We start from the raw sequence: 18457 nt of genomic DNA on the forward strand, positions 1-18457 counted from the left end.
TCAATCAAACATCAACTTTTTACGCCGTAAATATATATTCATCAAAAGTCCCACACAAAGTAAATTCATTACCAATGCGCTTCCTCCATAACTCATAAAAGGAAGAGGAATTCCTGTAACCGGCATAATTCCGAGTGTCATTCCTACATTTATGAAAACTTGAAACAACCACATAGAAAATATTCCACACGCAATTAAACTTCCAAATGAGTCACCGGATGCTTTAGATATAGAAATTGCTCTATATAGCAAAACAAAATATAAAAACAATATAAGTATTGCTCCGATAAATCCTAATTCTTCCCCTATTACTGAAAATATAAAATCTGTATGATTTTCAGGTAAAAAATTTAATTGACTTTGTGTTCCTGCAAATAATCCTTGTCCTATAAATCCTCCGCTTCCTATAGATATTTTTGATTGAATTACATGATACCCGGATCCGAAAGGATCTACATTAGGATTAAAAAGTACCATAATACGCATTTTTTGATAAGAATGTAACACAAAAAACCATATAAACGGCATAACCAACATTAATCCTAACAATGCTCTTTTAACAAGTTTCATTTCAAGACCGCATATAAAAAGCATTCCCATGGTTATAGCGGCAAAAACTAAACTTGTACCTAAATCGGGTTGAATAAAAATTAATAAAGTTGGTGCAAACATAAGTGCAACTACAGGTATCAAGCTTTTCCACGTCTTAAATCCTTCAGGATGTTTTGATAATAATTTTGCCAAAGATATTATCATAAAAAACTTAGCAAATTCTGACGGCTGCAAAGTAATCGGACCTATTTGAATCCAACGCTGTGCACCTAATGCACTTGTTCCGGCAAATTTAACTATCAGTAAAAAAATTAAATTTATAACATATAGCCAATTTGACCATTTATAAAGAATTTTATAATCAAAACGCAAAGTAAAAATAGAAAATATTATTCCTACAATCAAAAATACACCTTGCTTAATGACAAAATCAAATTGCCCGGGCTTATCCGCGATATTGGCATGAGTTGCACTTCCTATTATCAGTAAGCTTATAAATACAAGTCCAAGTACGGTAAAAATCAATGTACTGTCAACTCTACGTAGATACCGTATTAAATACATTAATTACCACCTCCGTCTTCGCCATTTATAGTTTGTTCCTGCATAAATTTTAGATTTATTATAGATTTTAGGTTCACTTTTTAAAAATATTTCTTTTTTTAAATAATTTATATTATCTTTTTCAGCATCATTCAAAATTTTTTCCCATATATCAAAATCTGTAGTTTTCCCATAAACAAGATAATCCGTGATTTTATTTATAGAATTTGAAAAAGCACCCAAATCAACAAATTCCGATAAATTTCCACTTTGATAAGACTTTTCAGCTTTAATCGAATATGGTATTGCAGCTAAAAACAAATCTTGATTTATAGAATTATATAATTCTTTAAACGATATGCCTATTTTATCAATATTTTTCATCCTATTTAATATAAAAAATACAGATGAAGAGGATTTCAATTCAAGTAATAACCGTTCTGCCGAACGCTTACTTGTCCACAAGGGTGCCATTACAACAAAAATTTTATGAGAATATTTTTCTGCTCCTTTTAATTCAAATCCTATTCCCGCAGGACAATCTAATATTACAACGTCATATAATGCAGAAACATCTTCAATTACAGCATCTACAGAACCTGAAAAAAGCTCATTCCATCCCTCTTTTACCGTACCCGGTAAAAAATCTAAATTTTCATTTACTTTAAGTATGGCTTCTTGTGCAAAACACTTACCTTGTGCCAAATCCCAAAAATGATATAAAGATTCACTCTCCAAACCCAACACAATATCCAAACTTCTAAGCCCCATATCTCCGTCTATAAGTAATGTTTTTTTACCTTTTTTTGCAAAACTTATACCTAATGAAGCAGCCAATAAAGTTTTTCCTACTCCACCTTTACCGGATACAACTGATATAACTTCTGCCATTATTAATTCCCTCCGGTATCAATTTTGTAATCTTTTTTCTTATTCTTTGCATAATCACCAATATGAAAATATGCATCCATCATCTTTTTTACAACTGGAGCGGCAGATTGCGATCCAAATCCGCTATGCTCAAAAAATGCAACAACAACAATTTCAGGTTTATCAAAAGGTGCATAAGCTATAAACCATCCGTTTTCACCACCGTTAGTTTCTGCAGTACCGGATTTCCCGGCAATAGGTATCGGATAATTATTAAAAATAAATCCCCCTGTACCTTCTTTAGTCATAACTTTTCGTAAAGCTTCACTTATATAACCTAAATTTGTTTTTGATACCGGAATTGAGCCTAAACTTACCGGTGCAAAAATTTTCATCGGTGTTCCATCAAGATTATCAATTCTACTTACAACATACGGTTTATATCTTACTCCACCGTTGGCAATGGCAGAATAAACCATTGCCATTTGAATAGGAGTTGTCAATGTGTAACTTTGTCCTATAGATGCATCAAAAGTTTCCCCCAAATACCAATCTTGATGAAAAACTTTAAGTTTATATTCCTCACTTGCAACATTGCCTTCCGATTCTCCATCCAAATCAATACCTGTTTTTTTACCGAGACCGAACTCTCCTGCCATTTTAGATAACCTATCAATACCGGTTCTTCTTCCCATTTCATAAAAATATACATTATCCGATTTAGCCATAGCATCATAAAAATCAATCCATCCGAAAGCTTCCCCCTCGGCATTTCTTTTATCTATAATCCAATGTTTACCGTTATCATAAATTTTTTCATCCGGCATCATAACCTTAGATTCCAACGCAGTTGCAGCAGTAATTACTTTGAAAATAGAACCAGGAGCATACATTGATGAAACAGCTCTATCTTGAAGAGGATGATTTTTATTATTAATAATGTCATTCCATTCAGATGACTTAATACCTCTACTGAACATATTGGGATCATACGTAGGCCAACTTACCATAGCCAATACTGCACCTGTATTAGGATCTACAGCTATAACTGATGCACCTGTAGGGGAAACGCCCATTCCGTTCAATTCTTTAACTTGTGCTTCAACTGCATCTTCGGCAGCTTTTTGGAGTTTCGCGTCTATAGTCAATCTTATATTTTGTCCGGAAACAACCTCTTCACCTGTTATGTAACGAACAGGATGTCCGGCTGCATCTACTTCTACTTTTTTTACTCCGTTTTTGCCTTCCAAATATTGATTATATTTTTGTTCCAAACCTGCTCTTCCTATAATAGCTGAAGATTTATACGGATTACCGTTCTTATCACGATCTTCATTACCGGCCTCACCGACATAACCTAATATTTGAGCACCGGCAGACTTAAAAGGATATATTCTTATAGGTGCAATTTCAATTTCTATTCCTGGGAATTCATCTTTTCTTTCTTCAATTTGTGTGGCAACATCTACACCTACATTATTTACAAGATAGATTGCACCGAAATTGGACTTATAATCTTCAATTCTTTTCTTTAAATCATCGACTGAAACATGTACTAAGTCAGATATTTTTTTCAATTCTTCATCTTTTATTTGAATACCTTGTCTATCTACGGGTATGGTTATACTGTAAGACGATTTGGAACCTGCCAAAACTATACCGTTTCTATCATAAATAACGCCTCTTGCCGCCTGAACCGGTAAATGTCTTATTCTGTTTCCATCCGCTTCACTCTTGTAATAAGATGCATCAATAACTTGCATAAAAAATAAACGCAATCCCAATATGCAAATTAAAATCACTGCAGTATAAATTAAATTGGAATAACGTGATTCTTCTCTTTTTTTTAAAAGACTTTCCAAAATTAAAGGTACATGTTTACGATTCACCAACGAATCTCCCTCTCTTGTTTAAATTTCCATAATAATTTATGTAAAAAAAGAGCAATCAATCCATTACATAAAACAAACGGCACACCCAATACTAAATAATAATCAGTTAAATAATTATATCCGCTTTGCCAAACAATAAAACTTGACATAAAAAAATAAACAAAACTTCCTATCAAAACTGAAATAAAAGAAACATACCAATGTTTATTATATTTTTCTTTTATAAATTGCACTATAAACCATGAAATAATTACATATGGAAATATATGTAGTCCAAAAAAATTACCTATTATCAAATCTTGAATTAATCCAAATACAACAGCAAAAACAAAAATCTCTTTCTTCTCAAGAATTAAAGAAAAGATAATCAATACCGTCAAAAATATATCCGGCTGCCATTTACCGAATAAAAGTAACGGTAAAAAAGAACCTTGCAAAAAAAACAAAACTACAGAAATACTGAAAAGTTTCCAATAATTCATATTATTCTCCAACTCTATTCATATTGGGATCCATAGGCGGTTCTTTTAATAATTCTTCTGAATTTTCTTTTTGTAATACCGTTCTTGCGATAGGATTCATAATAACGAACACTTCTTCCAAACGTCCAAAATTTACTGCAGGTTTAATTTCTATAGATTGTGTTGAACCGGCCTCGTCTACAATTACATTTTCAACAACACCTACCAACGCACCTTTAGGATATACACCGCCATATCCGGAAGCTATAATTTGGTCTCCCTTTACAACATCCGCCTCACGCGCCAAGCCTGAAATAATCAAATTACCGGGATTAGTGCTGTTACCTGAAGCTATTGCCTCAACTCGCGAATCAAGCCTTTGAACCAAAACACCGATTTTACATCCCGGATCAATCAAAAGTTTGACTCTTGCAGATGTAGGATATACTTCCGTAATATAACCTACAATACCTTCCGGTACAATTACAGGCATATATTTTTTCAGACCTGCATCTTCTCCATGATCGATTACCAATGTATTTGACCATACACCATAATCTCTCATAATTGTCGTAGCACCCATTAATTTATATTCTTTACTGCGTTCTTTAAATCCCAAGAGAGTTTTATAACGCATATTTTCAGCCAAAATTTCTTTATAAACGGATTGTTCAGCCTTTAGACTTCCATTTTCACGTTTCAACTCTTCAAGTTCATTCCAATTGTCTATTATTTGATCCAATATTGAAATTCCTGTCTTACCAAGAAAAGAAACTCTACTTATACCATGCTCAAACGGAGCTGTCGTAAATGCTAAAGATTTAGAAATAAACGGGACCGATTCACGATGTCTCCATCCCCATCCGCAAAAGCCTAAAACCAATAAAACGACAATCACAGAAACTATTTTACGTTTATCAAAAAAGAACAATTTTTATGCTCCTCCATAATATTTTTCGCCGTTTTCAATTATCAATAATTTTTTACTAAACTCAGTTAATGCCAAATAACAACCTTTAACTACTGAAATATCCGGATTTTCTGAAACATATACCGGAACTCCCAATTCAGAAGCGAAAAAATCTGCTATATCCGGAAACAATGCGGTACCCCCTGATAACAGTATTCCATTTATCATCAAATCTTCTGCCATTTCAGGTGTTATCTCATAAAACATTTTTTTTACTAAATTTACTGCAGGCTCAAATAAATGATGCATAAGACCGTAAATTTCATTGTAATTCAACTCACAAATAACCTCTACTCCGTCTTTTACACGTCTGCCTCTTACAGTAAGTGAATTTTTAACTCCTGTTTCAGCAATAGATTCTCCAATATTCTTTTTTAAAATTTCCGCTTGATTTAAGCTTATATGAATATTATACTCTTCTCTTAAAAAAGAACGTAAACCTTTATCAATTAATTTCCCGCCGAACTCTATATTATTCGATTGCAACAAACCACCGCTTGCAAAAATTCCGCATTCGGTAACTTCACTTCCAATAACCACAGAACATATAGTTTCCGGAAGATACAAAATAGAACCGGAACCTATAGCTGCGGCCGCAGAAGATGAAATTAAAAATACTTTTTGAACACCTGCATGAATAGTAGCGTCTACAAGAGCATGTCTTACCACAGCACTCATATCACAAGGAATAGAAAGCATGACTATAGGTTTACTTGCAGACTTTTTCAATGCCTTTGATATGAAGTAATTCATCATTGACTTTACTAAATTATAATCAGTCATAACGCCACATTTTATAGGCCAAATCAATTGTATTTTTTCCGGCTCCTGGTTATATCTTACAATCGCATTAATTCCGAAAGCTACAACAGACTTATCAATATAATCAATTGCTACCGCAGAAGATTCAGATAAAATAAGTTTGTTTTCTGAAAATATACGTATTTGAGATGAACCCATATCAATTCCTAATTTTTTTGTTGTTCCATAAAAAGATTTCATTTAAATATCCTTCCTGACATACAACAATATTGTATCATATATATTCATAAACTTGTAAAACAATAGACGTAAAACAGGCTTAAAATGGCATTAATAAACCTTTATATAATAAATTTTATAATCGCTAAATTTACAATTTCAAAAATAATTAATATCTTACAAATTTTTAAATCACAAACAATTTTATTATAACTTACTTATTGATAAACATCATAATAAATTGCATTAAAAAAGTCGACTGCTAAATTTATTTTTCAGTAGTCGACTTAAAATTTATATTTATTATCTATAATTTACAAACTGTAAATCAATATCAAGATCTTGCTCCTTCAAAAATGAAATACATTCTTGCAAATTATCTTTATCTCTTCCGCTTATTCTTACTTCATCGGAATTTATTTTAGCTTGAACTTTTATTTTTGAACTCTTTACAAGTTTCACTATTTTTTTTGCTGTTTCAGAGGAAATTCCATTTTTAAGTTCCAAAACTTGCCTTACGGTTCCACCTGCAGCTGCTTCTTTTTTATGCTCTATAATATTTTTTAAAGATATTCCACGTTTTACCAATTTACCGTTTAAAATTTCACGGACCAACTTCAATTTAAAATCATCATCCCCGATTAAAACAATCTCATTTTCTTCGGTTAAACTTATTTTACTTTTACTTCCTTTAAAATCATATCTTGTTGCAATTTCTTTTGAAGCCTGATTAACAGCATTATTAACTTCTTGTAAATCAGTTCTGCAAACAACATCAAATGAATAATCCTTAGCCATATAAAATCTCCTTAATTAAATTAATTAAATCGCATTTCTTAAATTAAATTTTACCACATATAATTTAATTTTGCTTAATATGCAAATTATACAAATTTTATTTATATACTTTAGATTATGGAAAAAGAAATATTACTCGAGTATAATGAAAGTGATTAATATTATTTCTATCATTCACGTTATATTTTAATTGTGAACAACGAAAGGATGTTTATAATGCCAATAGTAGGAACAAAAGAAATGCTCAAAAAAGCATATATTGGAAAGTATGCTATAGGAGCATTTAACGTAAATAATATGGAAATTGTACAAGGAATAATGGAAGCTGCACATGAGAAGAAATCTGCAGTAATTTTACAAGCATCTGAAGGTGCTAGACAATATGCCGGACAAGATTACATTGTAAGTCTTATAAAAACAGCTTCCGCTCAATATCCTGAAATACCGGTTGCAATTCATTTGGATCATGGTTCTTGCTTTGAAGTTTGTAAAGAATGCATTGATGGAGGATTTACTTCTGTAATGTATGACGGTTCAAGACATGATTTTGAAAAAAATATAAAAATTACAAAGCAGGTTGTAGAATACGCACACGCTCATGGTGTTGTTGTTGAAGCTGAATTAGGAAGACTTGCAGGTGTCGAAGATTTGGTAAGTGTAGATGCGAAAGATGCCATTTTTACAGATCCTGACCAAGCAGTTGAATTCGTAGAAAGAACCGGATGTGATTCACTTGCAATAGCTATAGGAACAAGCCACGGTGCATATAAATACAGTGGGGAACCTTATCTTGATTATGAAAGACTTGAAAAAATAGGTAAGTTGTTGCCGGATTATCCGATTGTGCTTCATGGTGCTTCTACAGTCATTCAACATTATGTAAAGAAGTGTAATGAATATGGCGGAAAAGTAAACGGTGCAAAAGGTGTTCCTGAAGAAATGCTAAGAAAAGCTGCTACAATGGCAGTTTGTAAAATAAATATCGACACCGATATACGTTTAGCCATGACTGCAGCAGTTCGCCAAGCACTTATTGAACATCCAGAAAATTTTGACCCGCGTAAATATTTAAAAGAAGGAAGAAATGCAGTAAAAGAAATGGTTATGCATAAAATCGAAAAAGTTGTCGGTTCTTCAAATTCTATATAAATTTTTACCTCTTAAACTAATAAAAAGAGTATCAGTTACAAACTGATACTCTTTTTATTTTAAAACACTATATCTTACCATAAAATTTCAACAAATCTTTTACGAAATTTTCTTCCTTTTCAGATGCCTCTACCATAGGAAGTCTAAACGTTCCTCCCGGAAGTCCCATCAAATTTATTGCGGTTTTCACAGGAATAGGATTTGTTATAAAGAAAAGTTCTTTCATCATTCTGTAATATTTTAAATGTATTTTTGCAGCTTCTTTTAAGTTACCTGACTCAGCAGCTTTCACAAGTTCAAGCATTTCATCTCCGATTATATGACTTGCTACGCTTATAACTCCTGCACCGCCAATTGAAATAAGAGGTAATGTGAACGAATCATCTCCGCTGTAAATCAAAAAATTCTCCGGTAAAAGAATTCTCTCTTTGGTTGTTTGTTCCCAATTACCTACAGCATCTTTTATTCCTACTATATTTTCACATACATCCGTAAGTCTCTTTACAGTTTCAGGTAATATATTCGCACCTGTTCTTCCTGGAACATTATATAAAATTATAGGAAGTTTTGTTGAATCTGCAATCTTTTTAAAATGTCTGTACATACCTTCTTGAGTAGGTTTTACATAAAAAGGAACAATAACAAGCAATGCATCAAGTCCTATATTTTCTATTTTTTTTATAAATCTTATTATGCTTTCAGTATCAATACCGCCTGCATTACCTATTACATATGCTTTATCTCCCACAGATTCAATTACAGTTTTATATAATTTAATCTTTTCTTCTTCAGAAAGCGTAGCACCTTCACCTGTTGTTCCACCTGCTAAAATACCTTCCGAACCGTGATCAACCAAGTATTTGGATAACTCTGCCACTCCTCCATAATTTACATTTCCTTCTTGATCAAAAGGTGTTATCATAGCCGTTATTACACGTCCGAAATTATTCATATTTTCACACTCCCCGTTTTAAATTAAATTGTTTTCAATTATATATTCTGCTATTTGCAATGCATTCAATGCTGCACCTTTCAACAATTGATCTCCTGAAATCCAAAGATTTATGCCTCTTTCATTATATAAATCTTTACGTATTCTTCCTACAGATACATCGTAGAAATTTGTTGCTTCAATCGGCATCGGATAAATCATTTCCGATATATCATCTCTCAATTCAACACCTGGAGAGTCATCCATCATTTCTTTTATTTTTTCTATATCTACTATATCTTGAGTTTCAATATATATTGATTCTGAATGACTTCTAAATACAGGTACTCTAACTGTTGTCGCCGTAATAGCAATCGAATCGTCATGAAGAATTTTATGAGTTTCATTAACCATTTTCATTTCTTCTTTTGTATACGCATTGTCCATAAATTTATCGATGTGCGGAATCAGATTGAATGCAATCGTATAATGCTTTTCAGCAGATGCATACGGTAAAATTTTAGCTTGATATTCTTCGCCTTTAAAATATTCTTTTGTTTCCAATATCAATTCTTCGACTGCATCTTTACCTGCACCAGACACAGCTTGATATGTACTCACTATTATTCGTTTTATAGGTGATAATTTATGAATAGGATTTAAAGCCACCAACATAATAATCGTAGAGCAATTCGGATTTGCAATAATTCCCTTATGCATTTTAATGTCATCTGCATTTATTTCCGGAATAACTAACGGAACATCAGATTCCATACGAAATGCACTGGAATTATCAATAACAATTGCACCACGTTTTACCGCTTCAGGTGCCAATGTTTTACTTATAGATCCACCTGCAAAAAAAAGCAATATCTATATTATCAAACGATTCCGGTTTAGCTTCTTCTACAGTAAGAACTTTTCCACAAACAAGCATTTTTGTTCCGGCAGATTTTTCCGAAGCCAATAATTTTATTTTATTAAATGGAAAATTTCTGTCTTTTATCAACTTAATGAACTCTTTCCCAACTGCTCCACTTGCACCTAAAACAGCAATATTCGGTTTTTTATCCATAATTTACCTCTTCATAAATATTTTTCCAAGCCATATGTAACTCCATGAACTGAAGCCACTTTCCTGCAAGCAATCATAACTCCCGGCATAAATGATGTTCGATTCATAGAATCATGTCTTATCGTTAATACTTCTCCAAATCCACCGAAAATTACTTCTTGATGTGCTACAAATCCCGGAAGTCTTACGCTATGAATATGAATTCCTTTATATTTTCCTCCGCGAGCCCCTTCCAAACTTTCAGATGTTTTATCTTCAAGCATATCCAAAGTTCTTACTTGTGCCATTTTTTCAGCTGTCAATTTTGCTGTACCTGATGGCGCATCCAATTTGTTATTGTGATGTAATTCAATAATTTCAGCATTTGGTAAATATTTTGAAATTTCAGCCGATGCTTTCATTAAAAGTACCGCACCCAATGAAAAATTCGGAGCAATAAGTGCATTAGCTCCTGTTTTTTCTGAAATTTCCGATAACGCTTTACGCTGCTCTTCAGTTAATCCTGTAGTACCTATAACTATATGAATTTTTGCATTTAATACTTTTTTTGCATTTTCAAATATTACTTTCGGTGTCGTAAAATCCACTACTACGTCAGGTTTTGACAAAAATCCTTCTTCCAAAGTGGCAACTATTTTAATACCGTTTGCAGCTATACCTGCAACTTCACCTGCATCTTTTCCTGCTTGCTTGGGATCAACAGCAGCAACTAATGATAAATCTTTTTCATTTACCAATGCACGCACTACTTCACTTCCCATGCGCCCACTTGCACCGTTAACTAAAATTCGAATCATACTAAACCCTTCTTTCACTGTTCTTTATTACTTTCTCAATTTCTTTAGCAGAATCCAATGCACTTTTACTTGAATCACTGCCGGAAATCATAAAAGCTATGTCTTGTAAATGCTCTTCATGACTCAATTTTTTCAAAACACTTAATGTTCGTCCATTCTCTACAAATTTTTCAATTCTGTAATGTGCATCTGCTATACTTGCAGTTTGCGGTAAGTGTGTGATGCATAAAACTTGAGTGTTTTTAGATAACATTTTCAATTTACTTGCAACTTCAACAGCAACTTTCCCGCTTATTCCTGTATCAATTTCATCAAAAATCATAGTATTTTTACCCCATAAGTTTGATGTAATTATTTCAATTGCAAGCGAAATTCTTGATAATTCTCCTCCGGATGCAATATCCTTCATCGGCTTCAACGGTTCACCTTCATTTGCTGAAAAATAAAACTCCATAGAGTCTACTCCGATAGCTGTAGGTTCTTGAGAGAGAATCATTCTAAGTTCCATAGAAGCAGCTTTAATTGACATATCTTTAAGAGAATTTACCAACAAATCGCAAAATTTCTTTCCTTCTTTTTCTCTTAATTTATATAAAATTTTTGACTTTTCAGATAAAACATCATTCTGTTTTTTTAATAATTCCAACAAACTTTCTTTATCAAAAAACATTTTTTGAATTTCATCTATTTCTTTAAGTGCTTTTTCATAATAATTAAGTACATCTTCCAGTGAAGGTCCGAATTTACGCATAAGATTTTTAAGTACTTCATCTCTTTGATTTAATTCATCCAATTCATTTTCGGAAAAATCAAGCAAGCTTAAATGATTTCCTATATTATTTATAATTTCTTCAATCGAAAATTTTATTGATTCCAGCTCTGACGCTGTTGAATCTAAATCTTTATCATACTTACTTATACGAGCTATTTCCTTTTCAGCAACTGACAGTTTATCTTGTATGCCGTTTTCTTCAGAAAGGATATTGGATACTGTTTGCAAACCGTCTTGTATACGTTCATAATTTTGCAAAACAGATAATTTTTGTGCAATTTTACTATCTTCTTCCAAACAAATTCTAGCATCTTCTATTTGTTGCGTTTCCCACAATAAAACATCCAGCTTACGCTGATATTCCTGTTCTTCTTTATTAAGTTTTTCAATTTTACTTTTTGTGGTTTTCCAATCCGAATAAATCTTGCTATATTCATTCCATGCAACTTTTATCTCTACACTGAAATTATCTATAATTCTTTTACAAAAATCAGAATTCAATAAATCGGTATTATCAAATTGCTCATGAAATCGAAAAAGTTTTTTACCTATTTCTTCAAGTTTTTTTACCGAACAAAAAAATCCATTAACAGTACAAGTACTTTTACCGGATTTGTTCATTTTTCTTGATATAATAATGTCTTCATTGTCATCATTCACTTCAAATTCCGAAAGAAGGGAAACAATTGACTTATTTATTGAAAAAATTCCTTCAACGCAAAAAAAATCTTCTCCACTCCGAATTAAATCTATGCTGCCACGCTTACCCGCTAAAAGTGAAAGTGCATCTACCAAAATAGATTTTCCTGAACCAGTTTCACCTGTAAATACAGTAACACCATCACCAAGTTCCATTTCAATATCTTTAATAATTGCAAAATTTGAAATATGAAGACTTCGAAGCATTTTTTACCTCTTAACTTTCCAATAATTGTTGAATTCTCTTCATAAAAACTTCAATATCTTCAGGACTTCTCAAAATAACTAAAATTGTATCGTCACCTGCTATAGTTCCCAATACTTCTTTTTCGTGTCCTTGATCAATTATATATGCGACAGAATTTGCAGAACCAGGTAATGTATGAATTACAACAAAATTCATCGTACTGTCAATTTTAGTAATTGCTTCTTGAAACAAAATAGATTTATGTGTTTTCGACATAACCGGCTGATTATCTGTAGATAATGCATAACGATATTTTCCATCTTTATAAGGAATTTTAACGAGCATCAAATCTTTAATATCTCTGGATACCGTTGCTTGTGTTACAGCGATACCCTCTTTTTGTAAAGCTTCTGCGAGTTCTTCCTGTGTTTCAATTACTTGAGATTGTATTATTTCTTTAATTTTCATACTTCTGTATCGCTTCATATGATTTACTCCTTCCATATCGCACACACTACTGTATCATATTAAATAACTATAACTAAATATATATATAAAAATGGAAAAATATTCAATATAATTGAATGAATTTCATTATAATTTTTCATTAAGCATTTCTAAAAAATTTTGATTTTTAAATCGTATAAAATTGATATTCTTCTTAATAATAGATATTTCCAATCTGTCTCCATATGATAACGATTCGGACATTTCTCCGTCAATAGATACTTCTATTGATTTTTGCCTTTCCGGTATTGTTATTGTCACTATATCATCAGGATTCAAAACTATAGGAAATTTTTTAGATACATGCGCACAAACCGGTACTACCAAAAACTGTTCCGAACAAGGAAACAATATAGGTCCTCCACAAGATAATGAATATCCGGTAGAACCGGTTGCAGTTGAAAAAACCATTCCGTCTGCAGGATATTGTTTTGCAAAAATTTGATTTACAAACAAATTCATTCTTACCATTGTTCCAATTCTTCCCCTACCTATTACTACATCGTTAAGTGCAGGATGAAGTATTTTTAAATTACCATCGGAATAAATTATTTTCGCTTCTAAAAATGCACGCTTCTCTTCTATATAATCACCATCTATTAATTGGTTGATTCTGTTTTTAAAGTCATTTACTGCTATAGAATTAAGAAATCCCAAATCACCTAAATGTATACCGGCAATTGAAACGGAATAATCCGCCATTTTTTTTGAGGCATTCAAAAAAGAACCGTCTCCACCTATTGAAAATATATACCTTGAATTTTTTCCTATCCATTCTGTGGACTTGAAATGATTTTCATCAATTTCAATATTATTTTTTTTAAATTCTTCAAAACAACTTTTCGGAATATAATATTGAATGTTTTTCAACTTCAAATATTCAATAAATTCATTCCAAAATTTATATAAATTTGATTTACTCATGTTAGGAAAAATTCCTACATTCATATGTTCACTTCCAATTCTTTATGCGCTGAAAGTACTACATTTTCAACAGATTTATTATTGATATCGCTACACTGATTTTTCCGCAACCAAGCTAAAAATTCAATATTTCCACTTCCACCTTTAATAGGCGAATATGTCAATCCCCATGTATATAAACCGGATTCTTCAAATTTTTCCAATACCTTCAATATAACATCACGATGAACTTGTGAATCTTTAACAATTCCACCTTTTTGAACTTTCTCTTTTCCCGCTTCAAATTGAGGCTTTATTAAAATAACAAGATTTCCGTCATCTTTTAAGATTAAATTTACAGCCGGTATAATCTTCAATACTGAAATAAATGATATATCTGTAGAAATAAAATCGACTTTCTCACCTATACGCTCAAGTGTAACTTCTTTTATATTTGTCTTTTCCATATTTACTACACGACAATCACTGCGTAATTTCCAATCTAATTGATTTGTTCCTACATCTACAGCAAAAACTTTTCTTGCTCCTTTTTGAAGTGCACAATCCGTAAATCCTCCCGTAGACGCACCTATATCCATCATTACTGAATTATTTAAATCTATATCAAATGATTCCAATGCTTTTTCAAGTTTATATCCACCTCGACCTACATAAGGCATGATTTTCCCTTTTATACGAAGCTCGGAGTCTATATATACTTTTGTTCCGGGTTTATCCACAGGCATATTGTCAACTAATATTATACCCGCCATAATGTGTCTTTTTGCATTTTCTCTGCTGTTAAAAAATCCCCGTTCTACTAAAAGAACATCAAGTCTTTCTTTTTTTACTTTATTTTTACTTTTTTTCAGACAAAATTTTCCTCTTTCTATGTTCTTCTGTTAAGTATATATAACACCAATTCCGTCAATATATAGCTGTCTACTTGCATAAGTTCCAATGCTTCAATTGCTTTATATGCCGTTTCTTCTGCAGACAATTTCGCTTTTTCAAGTCCTAATAAACTTACATATGTGTTTTTATGAGTGTTTTTTATTTCATTGTTATCTTCTTTATAATCAAGTATATCATCGGTAATTTGAAATAAAAGCCCCAAATGTTTTGCAAATTTTCTTAATTGATCCGCATCGGATATAGACATATGTGTTAACTGAATAGCCATATCTACGGGTGTTTTTATCATACGTCCGGTTTTAAATTTATCCAATAATTTCAATTCATCCAATTCTATTGATTTATTTTCAATTTGTATATCGTGTACTTGCCCGGCTACCATACCTTCCGCACCTGCAGCTATAGAAAGAATTTCAATTAATTTGCATCTGTCCTCTGCAGAAAATTTTGCTTGTGAAATTAATTGAAATGCAAATGTCAATAATGCATCTCCTGCTTGTAAAGCTACTCCTTCACCGTATTTTTTATGATTTGTAAGAATTCCTCTACGATAATCATCATTATCCATGCAAGGCAAGTCATCATGAATCAGAGAATATGTATGCACACATTCAACAGATGCAGCTATATCTAAATATTGTAAATAATCAACCTTAAACATTTCTAAAATAAACAAAAATAAACATCCGCGTATACGTTTACCATTAGATAATAAACTGTAATTCATGGAATCAAATAATATTTTATGCTCAGGTCTCTGTGTTTTTAACAAACCTGCCAAATGTTTATTGATCAGATTCCTTTTTTCTTTCAAAATATTTTCTATCATCGTTTACACTTTCTTCCAAAATATTATCAATTTCTTCAGATATAAGTTTTATCTGACTTTCAGCATCATTTAATATTTCCAAGCATTTTTTAGCTGCAATTGTTCCGGATTTAAACTCCACCAACATTTCTTCTATTGATAAATTTTTGTTTTCTATATTATTAACTGAATTCTCCAGCTTTTTTATTTCATTTTCAAAAGAATTGGATTTTTGTGACATCGAATACCGCCTTAAAACTTATTTATATATGATTCTTGCAATTTAATTAAATTTTCAATACACTTTTTTTGCATTGCTATAATATTTTTTATATACCCTTGTTTCAAATTTCTGCAAAATATTATAATTTCATTCATTTTATCAAAAAGCACTGTTTTATTAATTGATTTTCTAAGTTTATACAGATTTATTATAAAATAGGATTTTTTATTTTCCATTTTAAACTTAAATACCTGTTTCAAACAATTTAATTGAAATTCAATTTTACTGTACAAAACTTTTTCTTCTTCAACAACAAGTTCAGCAGCTTGCGTAGGTGTAGATGCTCTATAGTCCGCAACCATATCCAATAATACATCGTCTACTTCATGACCTATCGCAGAAACAACAGGTATTTCAGAATTATAAACTGCATCTAAAAGTATCCGCTCATTAAAAGGCTTAAAATCTTCTTCTGAGCCTCCACCTCTCGCAATAATCAGTACATCGGGTTTTACATCACTTTTATTCGCCAATTTAATCATTTTTGACATTCCTAATGCGGCTTTTTCTCCTTGCACGGCAGAGTTATATATGTAGTAAGAAACATTTTTATTTCTTAAACGTCCGGTCTTTATAATATCATGAACAACCGCTCCGGATTTAGAAGTTATAATTCCTACAATAAAAACATATTCCGGCAAAGCTTTTTTTGAATAAACAGAAAAATAACCTTTTTCTTCAAGTTCTTTAAAAAGTTTTTCTTTTTCAATTTGAATTTGACTTTTCCCTGAAACGATTACTCTTTCAGCCAAAAGCAAAGGTTTACCGAAATATTTATCATATAATATGTTCCCTGAAATTATTACTTTTTCTCCGGATTTAAGTTTTCTCTTTACAAAACTTAAATGCATATGATTTATTTTACATGATATTTTATATGACTCATCTATCAATGAAAAATAACAGTTTCCTGAAAAATGCTCACGCAAAGAACTTACAGTTCCTTCTACATTAATATTTTTATTAAGATAATTTTTCTTTATAGACTCTGAAATTATTTCCGAGCACTCATTTACAGTATAAACTTTCACTTTTATACCTCATATATGCCCCGAAAGCATTTCCAGTTGAATTATCGGTACTATATTTACTTTGCGCAAAATACATTGAAATTCCATATTTTTCAGCAAATTTCATCAAACGTTCTCTTAGATATATATTCGCCATAACACCGCCTATGGCAATAAAACCTCTTTCTTTGTCAAGATTTGCTCTTGTCAATCCTTTTATCAATGCATCTGCTATTGTTTTTAATACTCCTTGTGCAATATTTTCTTTAGTAAATTTTTTTGAAAGAATATCTTTTTGTACTTGCGTTTCAGGTCCCGCAAAACTAAACGCATTTTTTACATCAGCAATAGGAGGATTATATAAATGTTCTCCTTCAGCTGATAAAAGTTCAAGTTCTTTACCACAAGGAAATTGCAACCCCAATGCAACACCTATACGATCTATATACTGTCCGGCAGTAATATCCAATGAATGCATTACATCGGAAATTATCATTTGATTATCTTCCCAATCCACACGAACAACATCGTTTGTTCCCCCGGATAAATGCATAACATAAAGCTTTTTACCCCAAAGATTCGGAAAATCACAAATTGCAGCCATAGTATGATTTTCCTGATGACTGAATTCATAAACAGGAACGTGTAATGTACTTCCTAAAACATTTGCACAACCTTTCCCTACTAAAAAGGCAGGCATAAATGAATCTGCCCGCCTCCTGGGAAATGCTGAAACACCTATTCCTTTTATGTCATTTATATAAGTGTTTAAATTTTTAAAAATTTCAGGAATATTACGTACATGTTGATATACCATCTCTGATTGAGATAATCCGCGTTTCCCCGGTTTTACAGAAAGAATTTTACGTTTTTCATAAACCTTTCCTGTTTCACCATCATATATTGCTGCAGATGTTGTATAACAACTGGTATCTATACCTAAAAATTTAGCCATTTATATCACCTGATACCGATTCTAAAATACCATTTATAAACTTAAAAGAATTTTTTCCGCCATATATTTTAGCTATTTCAATTGCTTCGTTAAAAATCACATTTTTTTCTTGCTTTTCATCTTTCAAAAAAAGCATTTCAGCTATAGCAATCCTCAATATATTTTTATCTACTACATTCAACTGATTAATTGACCATTTTTTTATATGTTTTTTTATCAATAAATCAATTTCTTCATTATTTTCTCTAACAGAATTTATTAAACTTTCAGCAAATTGCTTACCTGAGTCCGATAATTTTTTATAAATTTCAGAATTAATTTTTTCCGTCTGAGGATTTAATTCATTAGCATATAATACTTCTAATGCATATTCTCTGGAATATCTGCGTTTCATATATT

At 31.6% G+C, this 18457-nt stretch carries 19 protein-coding genes and 1 pseudogene; 1 reads left to right on the plus strand and 19 read right to left on the minus strand.

The genetic code is table 11. From position 1 onward, the window contains the following. The 7 genes from rodA to HMPREF9083_RS00890 all read right to left on the minus strand — a co-directional run bounded on the left by rodA (position 1) and on the right by HMPREF9083_RS00890 (position 7067). Positions 1–1116: a rod shape-determining protein RodA gene (rodA, locus tag HMPREF9083_RS00860; protein WP_007554305.1), complete on the minus strand. Its 1116-nt coding sequence runs from the start codon at positions 1114–1116 to the stop codon at positions 1–3. 3 nt (positions 1117–1119) lie between these two features. Then, positions 1120–1986 (minus strand): AAA family ATPase, encoded by an 867-nt coding sequence (locus HMPREF9083_RS00865; RefSeq protein WP_007555487.1) that lies wholly within the window; start codon positions 1984–1986, stop codon positions 1120–1122. A 2-nt stretch (positions 1987–1988) separates the two neighbouring features. After that, a complete protein-coding gene (mrdA, locus tag HMPREF9083_RS00870; RefSeq protein ID WP_007555488.1) occupies positions 1989–3854 on the minus strand; it encodes a penicillin-binding protein 2 in 1866 nt (621 codons plus the stop codon). Continuing rightward, complete coding sequence (gene mreD / locus HMPREF9083_RS00875) at positions 3851–4339, minus strand: rod shape-determining protein MreD (RefSeq protein ID WP_007555489.1); 489 nt, start codon at positions 4337–4339, stop codon at positions 3851–3853. The genes mrdA and mreD overlap by 4 nt, the downstream gene beginning before the upstream one ends. A gap of 1 nt (position 4340) precedes the next feature. Then, positions 4341–5249 (minus strand): rod shape-determining protein MreC, encoded by a 909-nt coding sequence (gene mreC, locus HMPREF9083_RS00880; protein ID WP_007554441.1) that lies wholly within the window; start codon positions 5247–5249, stop codon positions 4341–4343. A 3-nt stretch (positions 5250–5252) separates the two neighbouring features. Then, entirely contained in the window at positions 5253–6290 is a 1038-nt protein-coding gene (locus tag HMPREF9083_RS00885; RefSeq protein WP_007554335.1) for a rod shape-determining protein, read from the minus strand. A 282-nt stretch (positions 6291–6572) separates the two neighbouring features. Continuing rightward, positions 6573–7067: a YajQ family cyclic di-GMP-binding protein gene (locus HMPREF9083_RS00890; RefSeq protein ID WP_007554273.1), complete on the minus strand. Its 495-nt coding sequence runs from the start codon at positions 7065–7067 to the stop codon at positions 6573–6575. A 216-nt stretch (positions 7068–7283) separates the two neighbouring features. On the opposite strand from HMPREF9083_RS00890, the gene fba reads away from it, so the two are divergent. Beyond that, entirely contained in the window at positions 7284–8216 is a 933-nt protein-coding gene (fba, locus tag HMPREF9083_RS00895; protein WP_035062528.1) for a class II fructose-1,6-bisphosphate aldolase, read from the plus strand. A 67-nt stretch (positions 8217–8283) separates the two neighbouring features. Here the strand turns inward: fba and dapA are convergent, their stop codons facing one another. The 12 genes and pseudogenes from dapA to nusB form a co-directional block, all read right to left on the minus strand. Beyond that, the gene (gene dapA, locus HMPREF9083_RS00900) at positions 8284–9168 is read right to left on the minus strand and encodes a 4-hydroxy-tetrahydrodipicolinate synthase (RefSeq protein ID WP_007555492.1); all 885 of its coding nucleotides are present in this window, start codon (positions 9166–9168) and stop codon (positions 8284–8286) included. 18 nt (positions 9169–9186) lie between these two features. Further along, a pseudogene (locus HMPREF9083_RS00905) lies at positions 9187–10222 on the minus strand (aspartate-semialdehyde dehydrogenase). Between the two features lie 11 nt (positions 10223–10233). After that, positions 10234–11019, minus strand: coding sequence for a 4-hydroxy-tetrahydrodipicolinate reductase (gene dapB / locus HMPREF9083_RS00910; RefSeq protein ID WP_035062531.1), 786 nt, complete (start codon positions 11017–11019; stop codon positions 10234–10236). A gap of 1 nt (position 11020) precedes the next feature. Continuing rightward, a complete protein-coding gene (gene recN, locus HMPREF9083_RS00915) occupies positions 11021–12697 on the minus strand; it encodes a DNA repair protein RecN (protein ID WP_007555497.1) in 1677 nt (558 codons plus the stop codon). 10 nt (positions 12698–12707) lie between these two features. Next, positions 12708–13163: an arginine repressor gene (argR, locus tag HMPREF9083_RS00920; protein WP_007554435.1), complete on the minus strand. Its 456-nt coding sequence runs from the start codon at positions 13161–13163 to the stop codon at positions 12708–12710. A gap of 108 nt (positions 13164–13271) precedes the next feature. Next, positions 13272–14132, minus strand: coding sequence for an NAD(+)/NADH kinase (locus HMPREF9083_RS00925; RefSeq protein ID WP_007555499.1), 861 nt, complete (start codon positions 14130–14132; stop codon positions 13272–13274). Next, positions 14129–14959 (minus strand): TlyA family RNA methyltransferase, encoded by an 831-nt coding sequence (locus HMPREF9083_RS00930; RefSeq protein WP_035062533.1) that lies wholly within the window; start codon positions 14957–14959, stop codon positions 14129–14131. Before HMPREF9083_RS00930 ends, HMPREF9083_RS00925 begins: the two co-directional genes overlap by 4 nt. Before the next feature lie 17 nt (positions 14960–14976). Beyond that, entirely contained in the window at positions 14977–15831 is an 855-nt protein-coding gene (locus HMPREF9083_RS00935; RefSeq protein ID WP_007555501.1) for a polyprenyl synthetase family protein, read from the minus strand. Further along, positions 15788–16051: an exodeoxyribonuclease VII small subunit gene (gene xseB / locus HMPREF9083_RS00940; protein ID WP_007555502.1), complete on the minus strand. Its 264-nt coding sequence runs from the start codon at positions 16049–16051 to the stop codon at positions 15788–15790. The genes HMPREF9083_RS00935 and xseB overlap by 44 nt, the downstream gene beginning before the upstream one ends. Before the next feature lie 11 nt (positions 16052–16062). Then, positions 16063–17124 carry an exodeoxyribonuclease VII large subunit gene (gene xseA / locus HMPREF9083_RS00945; protein ID WP_007555503.1) on the minus strand — a complete coding sequence of 354 codons (1062 nt, stop codon included), beginning with the start codon at positions 17122–17124 and terminating at the stop codon, positions 16063–16065. Beyond that, the gene (locus HMPREF9083_RS00950) at positions 17102–18058 is read right to left on the minus strand and encodes a tRNA (adenosine(37)-N6)-threonylcarbamoyltransferase complex transferase subunit TsaD (protein WP_007555504.1); all 957 of its coding nucleotides are present in this window, start codon (positions 18056–18058) and stop codon (positions 17102–17104) included. The genes xseA and HMPREF9083_RS00950 overlap by 23 nt, the downstream gene beginning before the upstream one ends. After that, a complete protein-coding gene (gene nusB / locus HMPREF9083_RS00955; protein WP_007554428.1) occupies positions 18051–18452 on the minus strand; it encodes a transcription antitermination factor NusB in 402 nt (133 codons plus the stop codon). Before nusB ends, HMPREF9083_RS00950 begins: the two co-directional genes overlap by 8 nt. Positions 18453–18457: the final 5 nt, after the last annotated feature.

This window comes from Dialister micraerophilus DSM 19965 (assembly GCF_000194985.1).
In the GTDB taxonomy this organism is placed as follows: Bacteria; Bacillota; Negativicutes; order Veillonellales; family Dialisteraceae; genus Dialister; species Dialister micraerophilus.